This is a genomic window from Haloglomus salinum (assembly GCF_024298825.1).
Classification (GTDB): Archaea; Halobacteriota; Halobacteria; order Halobacteriales; family Haloarculaceae; genus Haloglomus; species Haloglomus salinum.
Window position 1 is genome coordinate 2,051,548 of sequence record NZ_CP101153.1, and the last position, 15,820, is coordinate 2,067,367.

Consider the following 15,820-nt stretch of genomic DNA (forward strand, 5'->3'; position numbering starts at 1 on the left):
GCCACGCCCGCCCATGGACGTTTCCGAGGCCAGCGACGCGTGCGAGGCGGTGCTGGACGCGGTATCGACGGCGGTCATCGCCGACCGGACGGTGCTGGAGACGACGCTGCTGGGTGTCGTCTCGGGTGGGCACGTCCTGCTGGAGGACGTGCCCGGCACGGGGAAGACCCTGACCGCGCGCTCGCTGGCGACGGCGCTGGGGCTGGAGTTCTCGCGGGTCCAGTTCACCCCCGACCTGCTCCCCTCGGACGTGACCGGGACCCACGTCTACAACGAGCGCGACCGCGAGTTCGAGTTCCGGCCTGGCCCCGTCTTCGCCAACGTCGTGCTGGCCGACGAAATCAACCGCGCGCCGCCGAAGACGCAGGCCGCGCTGCTCGAAGCGATGGAGGAAGAGCAGGTCACCGCCGACGGGGAGACGCGCCCGCTCCCGGACCCCTTCTTCGTCATCGCCACGCAGAACCCCGTCGAGCAGGAGGGGACCTTCCCCCTGCCCGAGGCGCAGGTCGACCGCTTCGCCGTGAAGACGGCGCTCGGCTACCCGGACGAGGACGGCGAGGTCGAACTCCTGCGGCGGCGTTCGGACCGCCGGACCCGCTCGCCCGAAATCGAGTCCGTGTTCGACGAGGCGCGGGTGCGCGCGCTCCGCGAGAGCCCGGAGGACGTCGGCGTCGACGAGGACGTCCTCCGGTACGTCGCGCGCCTGGCACGGGCCACGCGCGAGGACCGCCGGGTCGCGATCGGTGTCTCCCCGCGTGGGACCCAGCGCCTGTTCGAACTCGCGCGCGCCCACGCGGTCCTCGTCGGCCGCGAGTTCGTCACCCCCGACGACGTGAAGCGGGTCGCGCCGTCGACGCTGACCCACCGCCTCGTCCTCACCCCCGACGCGCAGGTCGAGGACGCCGAGAAGGCCGACGTGGTCCGGGACGCGCTCGATTCGGTGACCGTTCCAACGGTGTGACGCGGTCGACAGCGTGCCGGCGTCCGCTCAGTCGTCGCGCTCCGCGGTGAGCGTCGCCGCCACGTCCGCGGCGGCCGTTCGGACGCGCTCGGGCGTGCGGTACTCGCGTCGCTCGGCCAGTGCGGTGACGAGGAGCAGGCCCGCCAGCGCGACCGCGGCGACGGCCTTCGAGTCGGTCGGGTCGGCCACGTCGAGCGCCTGGTGGAACCAGAAGAGGTTGACCAGCGGCGAGCCGTGGGCGCCCTTCAGCGTCTCGGCCGCCACCGGACTGACCCAGTGGACGTCGGGGACCATCGCCCAGCCGCCGCCGACTCCGGACAGCACCCGGGGATACCGGGCTCCCGGAACCAGGTAGGTGAGGACCAGCGCCGTCAGTGCCGCCCCGACGGCGAAGTGGGTGATGGCGAGCGACACGACTCCAGTTTGTCGGCTGCGGGTATCAGCGTTGGCCCCCCGTGGCCGCTTGTTTCTTGTGACCGCCACTCGTTGCCCCTGCGCATGGAGAAAGTGACCATCGATGAACTCGCGGCGGACAACAACCCCGGCGGCGGCGAGGACACCGCTCGTCGCGTGGGTGAAGCACTCGAGACGGCCGACGTGGGGCTGAGCCACTACCAGCTCGACGCTGGCCAGAACCTCTCGGGCGGCGTCCACACCCACATGGACCAGGAGGAGATATTCTACGTCCTCGACGGGACGGTCACCTTCCAGACGCTGGAGGGCGAGGTCGAGGTCGAGGGTGGCGAGGTCGTCCGGTTCGCGCCGGGGGACTTCCAGCAGGGCAAGAACGAGTCCGACCAGCCCGCGACACTGCTGGGTATCGGTGCCCCGAAGCCCTCGACCGACGTGCGGGTGCCCCAGCCGTGTAGCGCGTGTGGGGAGTCGGATACCCTGCGCTTCGTCCCGGGCGACGACGGGATGGTGCTGCAGTGTCCCGAATGTGGTGAGACCTTCGAGATGCCGGGGTAGGATGTAGATAAGTTATTTATCGGGGAAGTAATCTTTTTCTGTGCGCAATTATTCTAAAAATTCGGTGTTGTGTGGTTGGTTGGCTCTGGGGAGAGATGGGTGTCTACGAAGCCCTCGCGCTCTCGACCGCCCGCGGCTCGCTGCGGTCCTCGGCCTCACTACGTTCGGCCTGTGGTCCTTACGTCGCCGGGGACGGGTCGAGAGCGCTCGCCCTTCGAGTCCGCCAGGGCCTCTGTTTCGAGTCGAGCGACGCGTGTAGTGATTCCAGCCTAGCAGGGTGTCCCCACACCTCCCCGCGCCAGCGCCGATGGCCGCCGAACACGCTCGCTGCGCTCGCGGTTCGGCGCGGGTGGCGCTGGCGCGCTTCCTGTCCACGGAACCGGCCGGCCGTGCAACTGCTCTCGGGCCGGGAGCGCGTGGCGGAGCGAAAGCGGAGCCCGCGCGACCTGGGGAAGGGCAGGGCCGCTGCCCCGGCGCCACCTTCCACGTTCCTGGTGGACTCGAAGGGCGAGCGCGCTCAGCGGTCCCCCGGCGACGCAAGCACCGCAGCGCATGCCCGGAACGGCGGGTGAGCGTCAGCGAACCCGCCGCAGGCCCGGAACGAGAGGAGCGCAGCGAGCCGCGGGGCCCTGAGCGCGCGAGGGCTTCGTAGGTGGTTCTGTTGTCGGAGTCGCTGTAATCGTCCGAGCGCGAGGGCTTCGGAGGTGGTTCTGTTGTCGGAGTCGCTGTAATCGTCCGAGCGCGAGGGCTTCGTAGGTGGCTCCGTCGTCGCTGTCGCACTCACAGCCACCGCCACAACACACCAACCCCTGGCAGCCATTCGACACCGCTTTCCCACCACTCACACAGTACCCTGGTATGACCGACCGTTCCGCGCTGCACGCCGTCTCGCCCCTCGACGGCCGCTACGCGCGCTACACCGAACCCCTCGTCCCGTACGCGAGCGAGGTCGCGCTGATGCGGGCCCGCATCGAGGTCGAGGTGGAGTACCTCTGTGCCCTCGCGGACCTCGACGCCGTCCCGCTCACGCTGGACGAGGACAACCGTGACCTCCTCCGGGACCGCTACCGGCAGTTCAGCGAGACCGACGCGAAGGCCATCAAGCAACTCGAGACGGAGGGGTGGGCCGGCTACGACGCCACCAACCACGACGTGAAGGCCATCGAGTACTTCCTCCGGGAGCACACCGCCGACCGCATCCACCCGTGGATCCACTTCGGCCTCACCAGCGAGGACGTGAACAACCTCGCCCACCGGATTCTGCTGCAGCCCGCCGTCGAGGAGGTGCTCGTCCCCGCGCTGCGGGAGGTGCGCGACGCGCTCGCGGCCCTCGCGCGGGAGCACCGCGACCTGCCGATGCTCGCCCGGACCCACGGCCAGCCGGCCACGCCGACGACGTTCGGCAAGGAGATGGCTGTCTACGCCGCACGCCTCGGCCGAGCGCTCGGCCGCATCAAGGACGCCGCGGACGGGCTCTCCGGGAAGCTGGCGGGCGCCTCGGGCACCTACGCCGCCCACCACGCCGCCTACCCGGACGTCGACTGGCGCGCCTTCTCCGAGTCGTTCGTCCACTCGCTCGGCCTGGAGCACACGCCGCTCGCGACGCAGGTGAACCCGTGTGACGACCTCCAGACGCTGTTCGACGCGCTCCGCGGGGCCAACAACGTCGTGCTGGACCTCAACCTGGACTGCTGGCTCTACGTCAGCCAGCGCTACCTCGGGCAGGAGGCCGTCGAAGGGGAGACGGGCTCCTCGACGATGCCCCACAAGGTCAACCCCATCGACTTCGAGAACGGCGAGGGGAACTGCTCGAAGGCCAACTCCGACCTGGTCTTCCTCGGGGACTACGTGACGGACTCGCGGCTCCAGCGCGACCTCTCGGACTCGACGGTGAAGCGCAACATGGGCGCGGCGCTGGCCCACTGCCTCATCGGCTACCAGAAGACCACGCGCGGCCTCGAGAAGGTCGTCCCGCGCGAGGCGGTCATGCGCGAGGACCTCGAACGGAACCCGGAGGTCATCGGCGAGGCCGTCCAGACCATCCTCCGGCGCGAGGGCCGGGCCGACGCCTACGAGCAGGTGAAGGACCTCACGCGGGGCCAGCGTGCCTCGCTCGAGGACTTCCGCGACCTGTTCGACGGCCTCGACGTCGACGAGTCCGTGCGCGAGGAACTGCGCGCGCTCACGCCGGCCGGGTACGTCGGGCTGGGTGACGAGCTGGTGGACGACCTCGAGGACTGACCGCGTCGCGCTACCGCCGGCGGCGCGGTCGCCCGCGGTGACGGCGCGTGAGGAATTGTACCGCTGGACACGGGGAAAGATTATCGCCCGAGCGCGCCAATCTACGCCGTGTGTTCCCCCGATACTGCCACCGACAAGTCCAGGGCCTCAGCGCTGGCTGTGGTGGTCGGTGCGGCACTCCTCCTCGGGGGGGTCGTCGTGGCGGTGCTGTTCGGCGACCGGCTCCTGGCGCTGTCCGACCCCGACGTTCTGGCGACTATCGTCCGTGATGCGGGTCCGGCGGCGCCGGTCGTGTTCGTCCTCGTGCAGATCACACAGGTCGTCGTCGCACCCATCCCCTCCCCGGCGGTGGCGCTCCTGGGTGGGTTCCTGTTCGGTCCGGTCATCGGGTCACTGCTCTCGGTCGTGGGAGTCACGGTGGGGTCGGCGCTGGCGTTCTGGCTGGCCCGCCGGTTCGGGCGGGCGGCCGTCGAGCGGTTCGTCCCCGCGGGCGCCATCGTGCGTTTCGACGCGCTGACCGCCCGGCGTGGGCAGGTGGGGCTGTTCCTCGCGTTCCTCGTCCCCGGGTTCCCCGACGACGCGCTCTGTTTCGTCGGCGGGCTGACGGCTATCCCGCTCCGACGGCTGGTGGCCATCGCGGTCCTGGGCCGCACACCGACGATTCTCGCGCTGAGTCTCGTCGGCGCCGGCATCGCCGACGGTGACGCTGCGCTGGTCGTCGGCCTCGGCGGTACGGTGGTGGCGCTCTCGCTGCTGGGCTATCTCATGCGGCACCGGGTGTTCGGCGACCCGGGTGCCCCGGTGTCGTCGGTGACGGAGACGACCGAGTCGGGCATCGAGGCGAGCGACTCGCGGTAGTCGGCGGCGACCGTCAGCCGAACAGGAGCCGCCGCAGCACTGGCACCGGGTCACGCGTCCGCGGTTCGACGCGGACGTCCGCGACGACCCCCGCATGGTCCGAGGGCCAGAGCCGTACCTCGCCGTCCGGCGTGGTCGCCTCGATGCGGTCATCGGGGTCGGCGCCCGTCCGCCGGGCGGCCAGCGGCACCACCGGTCCCGCGCTCAGGACGTGGTCCACGCGGATGCCCAGCCGCGAGCGCTCGTTGCGCATGAGTTCCCCCTGACAGCAGGTCGGTCCCGGGTCGTCGGTCACCGCCGCCCACACGTCCTCGAGGCCGGCGTCCGTGAGCCGCTCGTACGCGGCCGACCGGTCGCCCTCGGGGGTGGTGTTCAGGTCGCCCGCCACGAGGACCGGGCCGTCACGCCGCTCGGCGAGGCCCGCCAGCTCCTCGGCCTGTGCCTCCCGGATGATGCGACTCGCCACCGCGAGGTGCGTCGTCACGAACGTGAACGGTGCCCCCTCTAGTTCGACCGTCGCGAGCGCGTACCCGCGCTTGACCGACACCCGGGTGCCGTCCTCCAGGGTCGCGCTGACGTTGAGTCCGTAGGTCCCGTCGTCGGTCCGCCGGACGGCGAGGTCGTCGCGAACGAGCACCACGTCCCGGTCCGTGAGACGGATGTCGAACCGCTCGTCGTCGGGTCCTTCGGCGGGGAACTCCTCGTCGAGGTTCTGGCTGACGGCGGCGACGCGGTAGCCGACATCGAAGTCGTATCGGTCGAGCTCCGACTCGAGCGCCGTCGTGAGGAGGTCGAGGAAGTCGTACACCTCCCGTCGGGCGTTGGGCTCGCTCCCACCGGCGTAGTCGTTCGGGCCGCGCCTGATGCGCGCGACCTCCTGCAGCCCGACGACCGCCGGCAGGTCGTCGGCGAGGCCGCTCGCGATGGCCGCCATCCGGGCGGGCGGTGCAGTCGAGCGGACCTGCTGGTAGCGCTCGTACACCTGTTCGGGGTCGATACGGAGCGTGTCGGTGTCGACGAAGCCGTACAGCCGGGCGCCCAGTCCGAGGTTCCGGGTCGCCACGCGGACGTGCTGTGGGAGGCGTGCCGACCAGTCCGCCGACGTATCGGGCTGTCGGCCCGAGGCGGCGGCCGCGCCGCTGGCCGCCGGGACGAAGCCGGCGACACCTGCTCCGGCGGCACGGAGTACCGACCGGCGACGTACCCCTCGTCTCTCGTCCGGTGACCCCACCATCTGTCCGCTGGTAGTCCCGTCGGTCGTATAATCACGGCGGCCAGCGGTGGCCAGCTGAGACTCCGGCTCGTGGCTCCCGTTCGTCCGACTCGTCGTCACCGCCATCGGCGGCTCCGGCTTCGCCCCGCTGCTGGCGTACAGCTACGGCTCCCGGAGCGGCCCCGCCACTCACGTGGAGTGCATGGGCCGACCGGCACCGCCGACCCGGGCCGCCGCTACGCCTCCCGGCGAGGGTAGGTCTGGCTCCCGCCGCTCGTGTTCCGCGCCACGAGCGTCGCCACCGCCGAGGTCCGGCCGTCCGCGACGCGCGTCGTCTCCTCGTAGTGCAGTACGGTCAGGTCCAGTGCCGCGCGGAGGAGGTCGTTCGACCGGAAGCGGTGGCGGTCGTCGCTCGGGCCGCGGTCGGCCTCGGGCGAGCGCAGGTGGTGCTCGTAGCAGAGGACGCCCCCGGGCGCCAGCGCCTCCTTCAGATCGGGGAGCAGCTCCAGCGCACGGTAGAAGCTCACCGACACCACGTCGTACGTCGACTCGGGGGCGCAGTAGGTGTCGAGGTCGGCCTGGATCCAGTCGACGTGGCCGTCGAGGTCGCGTTCGGCGGCCCGCTCGCGCGCCTCGGCCAGCGCGACGCCCGAGACGTCCACGGCGTCGACCTCGTAGCCCTGTGCCGCGAGGAACAGCGCGTTCCGGCCGGTGCCGGTGGCGACGTCGAACGCTCGCCCCTCGGGGAGGGCGTCGGCGAACTCGCGCAGCGGCCGCGAGGGCTCCTCGGGGAGCCGGAACGTCGCGTCCCGGTAGCGCTCGTCCCAGTAGGTCCGGTCGTCCATCGGCGACGGCTCCGTCCCGTACGGGCTTGAAAGGTCGGGGGCCCGTGGATTTATTCGCCGCCATCCCCGACCATCAGGTGATGGATGATCTCGACGCGCCGACCGGAGGACCGCCGGTTGCGGCGTTCTCGTCGGCGTTCCACGTCGAGGAGGTCCGCCAGGACGGGGACCGGCTGGTGTACGTGGGCGAGCCCCGCGTGGGCCAGCAGGCTCTCGAGCGCGAGGTGTGGCCGCTGTTCCGCGAGCACGGCTACGAGGTCCGGCTGACCACCGTCAAGGACAGCGAGACCGACCCCATCTCCGGGGTCGAACTCCACCAGAGCCGGCACGCCCTCGTCGCCGACCCGCGGAGCGTCGGCATCGACGGCATCCCGTGGACGAACGTCGTGATGTTGCTGCTGACGGTGCTGACGACGCTGTTCGCGGGAACAATCTGGTACTACGAGCCGCTGACCTCGCCGCTGGACCTGGTGACTGGCGACTCCTGGAAGTTCTCGCTCGCCGTCCTGTCGGTGCTGGGTATCCACGAACTCGGCCACTACGTCCTCTCGCGCTACCACGACGTGGACGCCTCCTTGCCGTACTTCATCCCCGTCCCGACGTTCATCGGGACGCTGGGTGCGGTCATCCGGATGAAAGGGCGCATCCCGGACCGCGACGCGCTGTTCGACATCGGCGTGGCCGGGCCGCTGGCGGGGCTGGTCGCGGCCATCGTCGTCTCGACGGTGGGGCTGCTGATGGACCCCATCAGCGTACCGGCCAGTGTGCAGAACAGCCCCGACGCCATCGTCATCGAGTTCGGCTACCCGCCGCTGCTCCACGGACTGTCGATGCTGACGGGCCAGCCGCTCACGTACAGCGACCCCGGCATGGCCGTCAACCCGGTCGTCTTCGGCGGCTGGATCGGGCTGTTCGTCACCTTCCTCAACCTCATCCCCGTCGGCCAGCTGGACGGCGGCCACATCGTCCGGGCGATGGCCGGCGAGAACGCCGAGCGTGTCGCCGCGTTCGTCCCGCTGTCGCTGTTCGCCCTGGCGGGCTACCTCTTCTTCGTCCAGGGGCTGGACATCCGCGACTCCGTGGCCATCTGGACGTTCTGGGGGTTCATCACCATCGGCCTGGCCTACGCGGGCCACGCGACCCCCATCTACGACGAGCCGCTCGACCGCAAGCGGATGGCCGTCGGCCTGCTCACGTTCGTCCTGGGCCTGCTCTGCTTCACGCCGGTGCCGTTCCAGTACGTCGGTGGCTTCTGAGCGCGGTCGCCGCCCCCCGATTCAGGTTCGCAGGTCCGTCGCCTCGTAGACGCCCGGCAGGTCCGTCTCATGGACCGTCGCGGTCACCTCGTCGCCCTCGTCGGCGCCGGTCTCGGAGACCAGCGTCGTCGCCTCGATGGGTCGTCGCGTGAAGAACGAGCGAACCCGTTCGAGCCACGACGGCTTCCCGCCCGCCCGGCAGACGAGGATGTAGCGTGACTCCGCCATCGACTGGAGTTCGTCCTCGATGTCGTAGTCGTCCAGTTCCTCTGGCGGGACGACGTGCAGCACCTCGCCGTCCAGCGTTCGGGTCATACCACGACCCAGGTGCTCGACGGATATGGACCTTTCCGGCTGCCGTTGCGCCGGGAGCCGGCCCGGGACGGTCGGCCGACTGGTCCGAGACGACCGGCCGACTCGAGTTGCGGCGGCTACTCGGGCACTCGTGCCACGAGCCCGCCGCCGTACGGCGTCGGTGGGTCGACGAGAGCCGCCTCGGTGAATCCGGCCGAGAGCGCGACACCGGGCAGCGCCTCCGGCTCGAACACTCTGACCGGCAGCGACGCCTCGGCGCGGGCTGTCTCGCCCGTCCGCCGGTCGGTCATCGTGAACTCGTAGTCGTAGCGGCCCGCCGCGCCGAGGTCGTCCGCGCCCCGGTCCTCGACGCGCGTGACGACCCGGCGCTCCACGCGGCACCGGTCCGTCTCGACCGTATCTTCGGTCACGTAGCCGTTCATCAGGCTGTCGGTCAGCATGAAGTCACAGACCAGCGTCCCACCGGAACGCAGGCTCTCGGCGGCACGCTCGAACGCTGTCCGCACGCCGTCTGGGGCGCCCGCGGGGAGGTGGGCCAGCGAGTTCCCGGTCACGGTGAAGAGGTCGAACGCGCCGGGCGCGACGACCGTTCGGAGGTCCGCGCGGACCAGCGCCGTGTCGGTCCGCCCGCCGGCCAGCCGGAGCATCGCCGCGCTGCGGTCGAGGCCGACCGCCCGGTCGTAGCGGTCGGCCAGGCGGGCGAGCAGTCGCCCGGTCCCACAGGCGCCGACGGCGACCGACCGCGCGCCCGCTGGTGCGCGGTCGGAGACGAACGTCGCGAGCGTGTCGTAGTCACAGCGCTCGGCGAAGAAGATATCGTACAGCGGGGCGAACGCGCCGTAGAGCTCGTTTCCGGTGTCGGCGTCGGCGACGGCGTCCATCACCTGTCGGACCGGGTCCATCGGCGATGGCGACGGCTGCCGGCGTGATAAACGCTCCGCGGGAACGAACGCGAGAACCGTCCGGGCGCTCCGGGGACGACTACTCGACGAGAACGGCGTTGATCTGCCCGTCCTGGCCGGGACGGGAGGTGACGCGGGCACGGCCCTCGCTCGTCTCGACGATGGCGCCCTTCGTGACGATGTTCCGTCGGACGTAGTTCGGGTTGGCGTCGTTCTCGGTGACGTCCTCGACCTCGGCGCTGACGGTGCCGTCGTCGGTGGCGACCGTCGCGCGGTTGGTCGTGATGGCGCGGACCTTGGTCGTGCCGCCGCGGGCGTCGACCGTCTTCAGGCGGGGTTCGCCGACGCGAGTCTCGGTCGGGGAGGTCCCCATCTGATGCTTTCGCTTCTTGTGGGTGCGGCGTCGCCGGCCACCGGTTCGCTTCGTCGTGGAGCGGCCCTGGAATTTCATACGGGGAACGAGGCCGGACGACTACTTGAATCGCACGATGCCGGCCGCGACACCCCGAGTCCGCGGTCTGCCGCGGCGGTCCGTCGTTCCTGTGTGCCTTCCTTGCATAGGTTGCACCGTGCAGTAAATTTACGTGCCGTCGGGCAGCAGCGCCGGTCGTGCTGCTGGTGGTGACGTACTCGCGGGGGGCCCGGCGCGACCTGCGGAACGTCTGTCGCGCCCACGAGGAGACGGTCGTCCGGCGGTTCGGGCGGGCAGCGCTGTTCGCGGCGACCGAACACGGTGCCTTCCTCGCCTGCCGATTGCGCGAGAAGCATCCCGACGACGTGCAGGTCGAGCGGACCCGGCCGTTCAACGAGTTCACCGATGCCGACGCCGCGGTCCGGGAGGCTGCCGCGGCGTACGAGGCCCGCGACGAACCGAGCACGCCGTATCGCCGCTTCGCCGCCGGCACGGACCATCCCGACCCGGCGTCGCTGAAGGCGCGCGACCTCGACGACGACCGATGACATCGGCGGCGCCTGGGCTCCCCGACGCCCCCGACGCTCGCCCTCGAATCCGTGTCCGTCTCGGTGACCGCTCCGTCCGTGGCCGGGCCGTCGACCTCGCGGCCCGGTCCGAGGCGCCCGCAATCGCTCCTGCAGCCCTCGCTGCGGCCGTCCGCGACCCGGACGACGAGCGCGTCCGGTGTGCGTCGCCCGGACCACTCCACGAGCACGTCGGGCTGGTCGACGGCCGCGCGCTCCCCCGGCGACGGGCACTGGCGGCTGCGGCGCGGGCGCTCGGTTACCGGGCGTCGAACCGGGCCCGTATCGAGGCCCTCGAGGACCGCCTCGCCGACCACGACCCGCCTGCCGCCGACCTGCGTGCGGCCCGTGAACGGGTGGCCGAGGCGGGTGCCGATGTCGACCGCCAGCGCGAGCGCGTCGCGACGTACCAGGGCCGGGTCCAGGCGCTTCGGGAGGCCGGTGTCGATGCGAGCGATGCCGTGGCCGACCTCGAAGCGGCCGCGAGTGCCCTCTCGGAGGCCGAGACCGAGCACGCGGCCGCCGAGCAGGCGCTCGCCCGGGAGCGACAGCGGGCGCGCGAGGCCCGCGACGCCCGGGAGCGCCGGCTGGAACTGGAGGACCGGCTGGCGAACGCCCGGCGCGAGGCCCGGGCGGAACTCGCTGCCCGGGTCCGTGAGCGGGTGGACGCTGCCGTGGTCGCGACGCCCGATTCGTCCGCGACGACGTTCGACCGGGCCGACCCCGTCACGGCGCGGCTGGCACTGGCACGCGCCGTGACGCTCGACGCGCCGGTGGTCCTCGCCGCGCGGCGGTTCCCGGACGTGGGAGCCGCGAGCGACTGGCTGGATGCGCCCGCGATTCGGGTGTGACAGGCCTCCGGATAATGGCTGGAGTCGGAGCACACTCGCCCAAATATCGTAATATCTGCCTAAATTTCGACACAATGTGGTAGGTTCGGAATCACCGTGGATAAATCAATCGCGCTTGACGTGCATCGTGACTCGCCCATCGGCGGCCAGCTGTTCCTCGTCGCCGTCGCCGGTGGTCACCTCGACGCGGACGACGGCCATCGAGCCGCCAACCCGGAGCGCGGTCCCCTCGGCGGTGAGGTCGCCGTCCGCGGGCCGGAGGAAGGAGACGCTGAGGTCGGTCGAGGCGTGTGGCGTCGCGAGCGGGTCATCGAGCGTCGTCCGCAGTACCGCCCCGCCGAGGTGGTCGATGAGCGTCGATACCACGCCGCCCTGGATGGTGTCGCTCCCCGGGTTCGTCAGCTCGTCCTGATGGGGCAGGCTGGCCCGGACCCAGCCCTCCTCCTGGGCCTCGATGGTGATGCCGAGGCCGCGCAGGTGGTCGTGGTTCGCGACGAACTCGCGGTTGGCGTCGGTCATACCCCTCCCTGTTCCCGTCGGGCGATAAGCGTCGGGGACGGGGTGGCCCGGGGCACCGGCCGTAGCTTCACGTACCATGCCGGGACCACCGCCCCCATGCCGACGCTCGACTGCGACATCGACCGCCGCGGCGGGCTCACGCTCGTCGAGTGCAGGGTTCACAACGATACGCCCACCCGTTGCCGGATTCGGGTCGAGAACCGACTCGATGGGCCGGTTCGAGCGCCGCCCGCCGACACCCTCGGCCCATCGTGGACCGACGGGACGGCAGCCTGCACGCTCGCGCCCGGCGAGCGCGTCGCGCTGGGGTATGCCAGTCCCGCGCCGCCCCGCGAGCGGCCCGTCGCCGTGGACCACGAGGTCGTCGGGCGGGGCACGACTGACGGCGGGTCGATGTCCGGAGCACCGACCGTTCCGGCTCCACGCGCGCCGGACGAGGCCGATGAGGCGGACGAGGACGTACCGAGCGACGGCGCGGGCACCGACGGCGACGACCCGCTCCGAGCGGACGGGACCGGCGTCGCGTTGCCACCGGCGGTCGGGGCGTGGCTGTCGGCGCTGGAGCGGCGCGTCGAGGCGCTCGAAGATGGCCGTCGCCGCTGCTCGCCGGGGCACGCGACGGTCGTGGTCGACCGGGAGACGCTGTCGGCGCTGGCGCAGCGAGCGGGGGCGCTCGAAGGGCGGCTGGCGGCGGCGCGCGAGGACGCGTCGGACCCCGGGGCGTGAGAGTCCGGGTCGGTGGTCGGGTCGGCACTCGGGCCGTCAATCGGGCACTCGCCATCGCGTCGGCGCTCGACGGTGTCGTCCTCGATACAGGCGGGTGGGTGGCGGCCGACGCGGCGGGACGGGGCCCGGACGGGCGCGACGTGCTGGCGGGGCGGGCGACCGTGGTGGAGGCACTCCGGAACCGATGCGGTGTTCCGGTCGTTGGATGGGGTGGAGCGCTCACGCCCACCGAACGGGCGATACTCGCGCGGCGGGTCGAACACGAGGCCGGGGCGGTCGTGGTCGTCGCCTGAGCGTCAGTCGTCGGCGGGCACGGCGCCGCACCCCTCCGGAGTCTCGTCCTCGCCGTCCCACTCGTTCGCGTCAAGGTCACGCACGTCCCGGTAGGCCGTGCGGAGGGTCACCGGCGTCACATCCGCCACCTCGGCGGCCTCGCGCTGGGTGAGGTCGCACCCGTGCTCGCGGGCGGCAGCGTACAGGCAGCCGCCGGCGAAGCCGCTCGGGTTCCGGCCGTTCACGAGCCCGGCGTCCGCGCCCGCCTCCGCGAGGGTGCGGGCACGGCGCTCGACGGCGTTCGGGAGCTCGAGCTTCGAGGCGAACCGGGCGAGGTACTCCGAGGGGTCTATCGGTCCCGTCGGGAGCCCGAGCTCACGGTTGAGTGCGTCGTACGCGGCCGCGAGTTCGCCCGCGTCCGCCCGGGCGGTGTCGACGATCTCGGTCCGCGTCCGCGAGACCGACGCCGTCCGGCAGGTGGCGTACACCGCGGCGGCGGCGAACCCCTCGATGGAGCGTCCCTGCAACAGTCCGGCGTCCTGGGCGGACTCGAACAGGACGCAGGCGCGGTCGCGCACGCTCTCCGGGAGTTCGAGCTGGCTCACCAGCCGCCGGACCTCCGTGAACCCGTACACCTGGTTCCGGTCGGCCTTGCCGCCGACCGACGCGCGCTTGTGGTGTTTGCGCATCCGGGCGACGCGTCGGCGCTTGCGGCCCTTCAGGCGTGTCGACCGGCCGATCTCCGTGGAGAGGCCGCGGTCGTGTCGACTTCTCGTCAGCGGTGCCCCGGTCCGCCGCGGGTCCGTATCGTCGTCCGCGAAGCTCCGCCACTCCGGGCCGCGGTCCATCGCGTCCTCGGAGACCACCAGTCCGCACTCGCCACACACGGTCTCGGTTCCCTCGCTACGCAGTCGGCCGTCGCACTCGGGGCACGTGGTCGCCGTCGTGCTCATGTGCGAGGCTTCGGCGCGATTCCCCTTCAAGAAGGAGCGGGAACGCCGGATTCGACCGCGAGCGACCGTGAGTTACCTACCGGTGACCGGTAGGTAACTCGCGTCGGCGGACTCCATTCCTCGAGTGTGTGGACAAAATTTAACGGCGGTCGCCCGACAAGCCTCGGCCGTGACGCTCTCGGATATCGCCGCGGGGCTGGAGGTGACCGCCGAGCAGAAGGACCGCGGCGTCGCGGCTGTCGACGACACGGATGCGCCGCTGGCCGAGCGGCTTCGCGGGTTCGCGGACCGGCTCCCCTGCACGCCCGAGGCGGCGGCCACGCTGGCCACCGAGTACGCCGCGGGCGCGAGTATCGGCGACGCAGCCCGGGCGGCCGGCGTGGCACCCGTCACGGGCGCGAAGACGCTCCACCGGCTCGGTGAGCCCATCCAGCCGCTCGGCCCGACCGGGCGCGAAGTGGTCCGGGACTGGCTGGACGCGCGGCTCGCCCGGACGGAGGCGGTGGAACTCGCCGGCGGCGACGAGACCGACTTCGCGCTCGCGGCCTACGTCGAGACCCACGACCCGATTCCGGGCGCCCGTGACGCCGTGAGTGGCGCGCTCGCCGTCGAGACGGGCGATCCGCTGGCCGAGACGCACAGTGGGGCCAACGAGTTCCTGTAATCGACCCCCTCTCACGGGGCCGAACGGTTTTGTGCGTGCCACGCCACCGCTGCTCATGGATTTCAGCGAACCGGCCGAGGCGACACAGATCAAGAAGGCGCTGGACGACTTCATCGAGCAGGAAGTGGCGCCGCTGGAGGCCGAGCACCCGGAGTTCCTCGGCGAGGATTACCAGCGTCACATCGTCGACGAGGACCACTACCAGGTGCCCGAGTACCGCGAGGTGGTCGAGGAGATACGGCACAAATCCGTCGAGGCGGGCTTCTACGGGATGGATATGCCCGAGGAGGTGGGTGGCGGCGGCGTGGACCTCGTCACCTCGGCCATCGTCGCCGAGCATCTCGCGAACCGGCCGCCGGGGTTCCACTCGGCCATCACCGGCGGCGCGGGCGGCCCGACGAAGGTGCTGCTGGCCTGTACCGACGAGCAGCGCGAGGAGTACCTCGACCCGCTGATGGACGGCGAGATAACGACCTGCTTCGCGCTCACGGAACCGGACCACGGGTCGGACCCCCACTACATGGACACGACCGCCGAGAAGGACGGCGACGAGTGGGTCATCGACGGGGAGAAGTACTGGATCACGAACGCGCCCTACGCGGACTTCGCGATGGTGTTCGCGCGCACGTCCGGCGAGAAGGGAGAGTACGGCGGCATCACCTGCTTCCTCGTCGATTCCGACCAGTACGAGGTCGAGAAGGTCCACCGGACGATGGGCCTGACCCCGGGCGGACAGGCGCAGCTCCGGTTCGACGGCGCCCGTGTCGGCGAGGACGCCGTGCTGGGCGAGGTGGACAACGGGTTCGGGACCGCGATGAGCTGGATCGGCGGCGGCCGCATCAAGATCGCCGCCAACGCCGTCGGCACCGCACAGTTCCTCCTCGACACCGCCGTCGACTACGCCCGCGACCGCGAGACGTTCGGCAAGCCCATCGGCCACCGGCAGGGCGTCTCCTTCCAGCTGGCCGACCTCGCCACCGACGTCCAGCAGGTCCGCCAGCTCTACCGCTACGCCGCGTGGAAGATAGAGAACGGCGAGCGCGCGCGGATGGAGGAGTCGATGGCGAAACTCCGGGGCGCGGAACTCGCCAACCATGCCGCCGATGTCGCGATGCAGGTGTACGGCGGGGCCGGCTTCATGAAGGACGCCCCCATCGAGCGCGAGTACCGCACCGCGCGGGTGCTCCGCATCTTCGAGGGGACCGACGAGATACAGCGCCGGACCATCGCCCGGGAACTCATCTAGTCTCGACGGCTCGTCGCCGGGTGTGCGGTGCCGCGAGCCGACCACAGGGG

At 71.3% G+C, this 15,820-nt stretch carries 19 protein-coding genes; 11 read left to right on the forward strand and 8 right to left on the reverse strand.

Features of this window, described 5'->3' with window-relative positions; all coding sequences use genetic code 11:
* The first annotated feature begins 13 nt into the window (after positions 1 to 13).
* Positions 14 to 961, forward strand: coding sequence for an AAA family ATPase (locus NL115_RS09865; RefSeq protein ID WP_254833012.1), 948 nt, complete (start codon positions 14 to 16; stop codon positions 959 to 961).
* 27 nt (positions 962 to 988) lie between these two features.
* On the opposite strand, the gene NL115_RS09870 is transcribed toward NL115_RS09865, so the two are convergent.
* Positions 989 to 1,375 (reverse strand): hypothetical protein, encoded by a 387-nt coding sequence (locus tag NL115_RS09870; protein WP_254833013.1) that lies wholly within the window; start codon positions 1,373 to 1,375, stop codon positions 989 to 991.
* 84 nt (positions 1,376 to 1,459) lie between these two features.
* Between NL115_RS09870 and NL115_RS09875 the strand changes: the two genes are divergently transcribed.
* From NL115_RS09875 to NL115_RS09885, 3 genes are all read left to right on the forward strand, one after another.
* Positions 1,460 to 1,930, forward strand: coding sequence for a cupin domain-containing protein (locus NL115_RS09875; RefSeq protein ID WP_254833014.1), 471 nt, complete (start codon positions 1,460 to 1,462; stop codon positions 1,928 to 1,930).
* An 858-nt stretch (positions 1,931 to 2,788) separates the two neighbouring features.
* Positions 2,789 to 4,171, forward strand: a complete 1,383-nt coding sequence (purB, locus tag NL115_RS09880) for an adenylosuccinate lyase (RefSeq protein WP_254833015.1) — start codon at positions 2,789 to 2,791, stop codon at positions 4,169 to 4,171.
* A 162-nt stretch (positions 4,172 to 4,333) separates the two neighbouring features.
* Entirely contained in the window at positions 4,334 to 5,029 is a 696-nt protein-coding gene (locus NL115_RS09885) for a TVP38/TMEM64 family protein (protein ID WP_254833016.1), read from the forward strand.
* 13 nt (positions 5,030 to 5,042) lie between these two features.
* Here NL115_RS09885 and NL115_RS09890 read toward each other — a convergent pair whose 3' ends face one another.
* Together NL115_RS09890 and NL115_RS09895 are read right to left on the reverse strand one after the other, a co-directional pair.
* Positions 5,043 to 6,263, reverse strand: coding sequence for an endonuclease/exonuclease/phosphatase family protein (locus NL115_RS09890; protein WP_254833017.1), 1,221 nt, complete (start codon positions 6,261 to 6,263; stop codon positions 5,043 to 5,045).
* Positions 6,264 to 6,478: 215 nt separating this feature from the next.
* A complete protein-coding gene (locus NL115_RS09895) occupies positions 6,479 to 7,087 on the reverse strand; it encodes a class I SAM-dependent methyltransferase (protein ID WP_254833018.1) in 609 nt (202 codons plus the stop codon).
* 80 nt (positions 7,088 to 7,167) lie between these two features.
* Here NL115_RS09895 and NL115_RS09900 point away from each other — a divergent pair, with 80 nt between their 5' ends.
* On the forward strand, positions 7,168 to 8,343 hold the full coding sequence (locus tag NL115_RS09900) for a site-2 protease family protein (RefSeq protein WP_254833019.1): 1,176 nt from the start codon (positions 7,168 to 7,170) through the stop codon (positions 8,341 to 8,343).
* Between the two features lie 21 nt (positions 8,344 to 8,364).
* Here the strand turns inward: NL115_RS09900 and NL115_RS09905 are convergent, their stop codons facing one another.
* The 3 genes from NL115_RS09905 to NL115_RS09915 form a co-directional block, all read right to left on the reverse strand.
* Complete coding sequence (locus NL115_RS09905) at positions 8,365 to 8,658, reverse strand: DUF7526 family protein (RefSeq protein ID WP_254833020.1); 294 nt, start codon at positions 8,656 to 8,658, stop codon at positions 8,365 to 8,367.
* 116 nt (positions 8,659 to 8,774) lie between these two features.
* Positions 8,775 to 9,560 (reverse strand): class I SAM-dependent DNA methyltransferase, encoded by a 786-nt coding sequence (locus NL115_RS09910; RefSeq protein WP_254833021.1) that lies wholly within the window; start codon positions 9,558 to 9,560, stop codon positions 8,775 to 8,777.
* Between the two features lie 79 nt (positions 9,561 to 9,639).
* Positions 9,640 to 10,011, reverse strand: coding sequence for a 30S ribosomal protein S8e (locus tag NL115_RS09915; protein ID WP_254824496.1), 372 nt, complete (start codon positions 10,009 to 10,011; stop codon positions 9,640 to 9,642).
* Positions 10,012 to 10,169: 158 nt separating this feature from the next.
* Between NL115_RS09915 and NL115_RS09920 the strand changes: the two genes are divergently transcribed.
* Complete coding sequence (locus NL115_RS09920) at positions 10,170 to 10,520, forward strand: DUF7855 family protein (protein ID WP_254833022.1); 351 nt, start codon at positions 10,170 to 10,172, stop codon at positions 10,518 to 10,520.
* Complete coding sequence (locus tag NL115_RS09925; RefSeq protein WP_254833023.1) at positions 10,517 to 11,389, forward strand: DUF7856 family protein; 873 nt, start codon at positions 10,517 to 10,519, stop codon at positions 11,387 to 11,389. Before NL115_RS09920 ends, NL115_RS09925 begins: the two co-directional genes overlap by 4 nt.
* A 105-nt stretch (positions 11,390 to 11,494) precedes the next feature.
* Here the strand turns inward: NL115_RS09925 and NL115_RS09930 are convergent, their stop codons facing one another.
* On the reverse strand, positions 11,495 to 11,908 hold the full coding sequence (locus tag NL115_RS09930; protein WP_254833024.1) for a PaaI family thioesterase: 414 nt from the start codon (positions 11,906 to 11,908) through the stop codon (positions 11,495 to 11,497).
* A gap of 96 nt (positions 11,909 to 12,004) precedes the next feature.
* On the opposite strand from NL115_RS09930, the gene NL115_RS09935 reads away from it, so the two are divergent.
* Complete coding sequence (locus NL115_RS09935) at positions 12,005 to 12,634, forward strand: DUF7857 domain-containing protein (RefSeq protein ID WP_254833025.1); 630 nt, start codon at positions 12,005 to 12,007, stop codon at positions 12,632 to 12,634.
* Positions 12,631 to 12,927: a hypothetical protein gene (locus NL115_RS09940; RefSeq protein WP_254833026.1), complete on the forward strand. Its 297-nt coding sequence runs from the start codon at positions 12,631 to 12,633 to the stop codon at positions 12,925 to 12,927. The genes NL115_RS09935 and NL115_RS09940 overlap by 4 nt, the downstream gene beginning before the upstream one ends.
* 3 nt (positions 12,928 to 12,930) lie before the next feature.
* Here the strand turns inward: NL115_RS09940 and NL115_RS09945 are convergent, their stop codons facing one another.
* Positions 12,931 to 13,860, reverse strand: a complete 930-nt coding sequence (locus NL115_RS09945; RefSeq protein WP_254833027.1) for a transcription initiation factor IIB — start codon at positions 13,858 to 13,860, stop codon at positions 12,931 to 12,933.
* Between the two features lie 169 nt (positions 13,861 to 14,029).
* On the opposite strand from NL115_RS09945, the gene NL115_RS09950 reads away from it, so the two are divergent.
* Together NL115_RS09950 and NL115_RS09955 are read left to right on the forward strand one after the other, a co-directional pair.
* The gene (locus NL115_RS09950) at positions 14,030 to 14,524 is read left to right on the forward strand and encodes a DUF7858 family protein (RefSeq protein ID WP_254833028.1); all 495 of its coding nucleotides are present in this window, start codon (positions 14,030 to 14,032) and stop codon (positions 14,522 to 14,524) included.
* Positions 14,525 to 14,579: 55 nt separating this feature from the next.
* Positions 14,580 to 15,770 carry an acyl-CoA dehydrogenase family protein gene (locus NL115_RS09955; protein WP_254833029.1) on the forward strand — a complete coding sequence of 397 codons (1,191 nt, stop codon included), beginning with the start codon at positions 14,580 to 14,582 and terminating at the stop codon, positions 15,768 to 15,770.
* Positions 15,771 to 15,820 lie beyond the last annotated feature (50 nt).

Excerpts from the sequence above, each read along its gene's own strand:
- NL115_RS09930 (WP_254833024.1), bottom strand. The coding sequence starts at position 11,908 with ATGACCGACGCCAACCGCGAGTTCGTCGCGAACCACGACCACCTGCGC.
- NL115_RS09910 (WP_254833021.1), bottom strand. The coding sequence starts at position 9,560 with ATGGACCCGGTCCGACAGGTGATGGACGCCGTCGCCGACGCCGACACC.
- NL115_RS09905 (WP_254833020.1), bottom strand. The coding sequence starts at position 8,658 with ATGACCCGAACGCTGGACGGCGAGGTGCTGCACGTCGTCCCGCCAGAG.
- NL115_RS09865 (WP_254833012.1), top strand. The coding sequence starts at position 14 with ATGGACGTTTCCGAGGCCAGCGACGCGTGCGAGGCGGTGCTGGACGCG.
- NL115_RS09875 (WP_254833014.1), top strand. The coding sequence starts at position 1,460 with ATGGAGAAAGTGACCATCGATGAACTCGCGGCGGACAACAACCCCGGC.
- NL115_RS09915 (WP_254824496.1), bottom strand. The coding sequence starts at position 10,011 with ATGAAATTCCAGGGCCGCTCCACGACGAAGCGAACCGGTGGCCGGCGA.
- NL115_RS09955 (WP_254833029.1), top strand. The coding sequence starts at position 14,580 with ATGGATTTCAGCGAACCGGCCGAGGCGACACAGATCAAGAAGGCGCTG.
- NL115_RS09945 (WP_254833027.1), bottom strand. The coding sequence starts at position 13,860 with ATGAGCACGACGGCGACCACGTGCCCCGAGTGCGACGGCCGACTGCGT.
- NL115_RS09935 (WP_254833025.1), top strand. The coding sequence starts at position 12,005 with ATGCCGACGCTCGACTGCGACATCGACCGCCGCGGCGGGCTCACGCTC.
- NL115_RS09895 (WP_254833018.1), bottom strand. The coding sequence starts at position 7,087 with ATGGACGACCGGACCTACTGGGACGAGCGCTACCGGGACGCGACGTTC.
- NL115_RS09900 (WP_254833019.1), top strand. The coding sequence starts at position 7,168 with ATGGATGATCTCGACGCGCCGACCGGAGGACCGCCGGTTGCGGCGTTC.
- NL115_RS09890 (WP_254833017.1), bottom strand. The coding sequence starts at position 6,263 with ATGGTGGGGTCACCGGACGAGAGACGAGGGGTACGTCGCCGGTCGGTA.
- NL115_RS09925 (WP_254833023.1), top strand. The coding sequence starts at position 10,517 with ATGACATCGGCGGCGCCTGGGCTCCCCGACGCCCCCGACGCTCGCCCT.
- purB (WP_254833015.1), top strand. The coding sequence starts at position 2,789 with ATGACCGACCGTTCCGCGCTGCACGCCGTCTCGCCCCTCGACGGCCGC.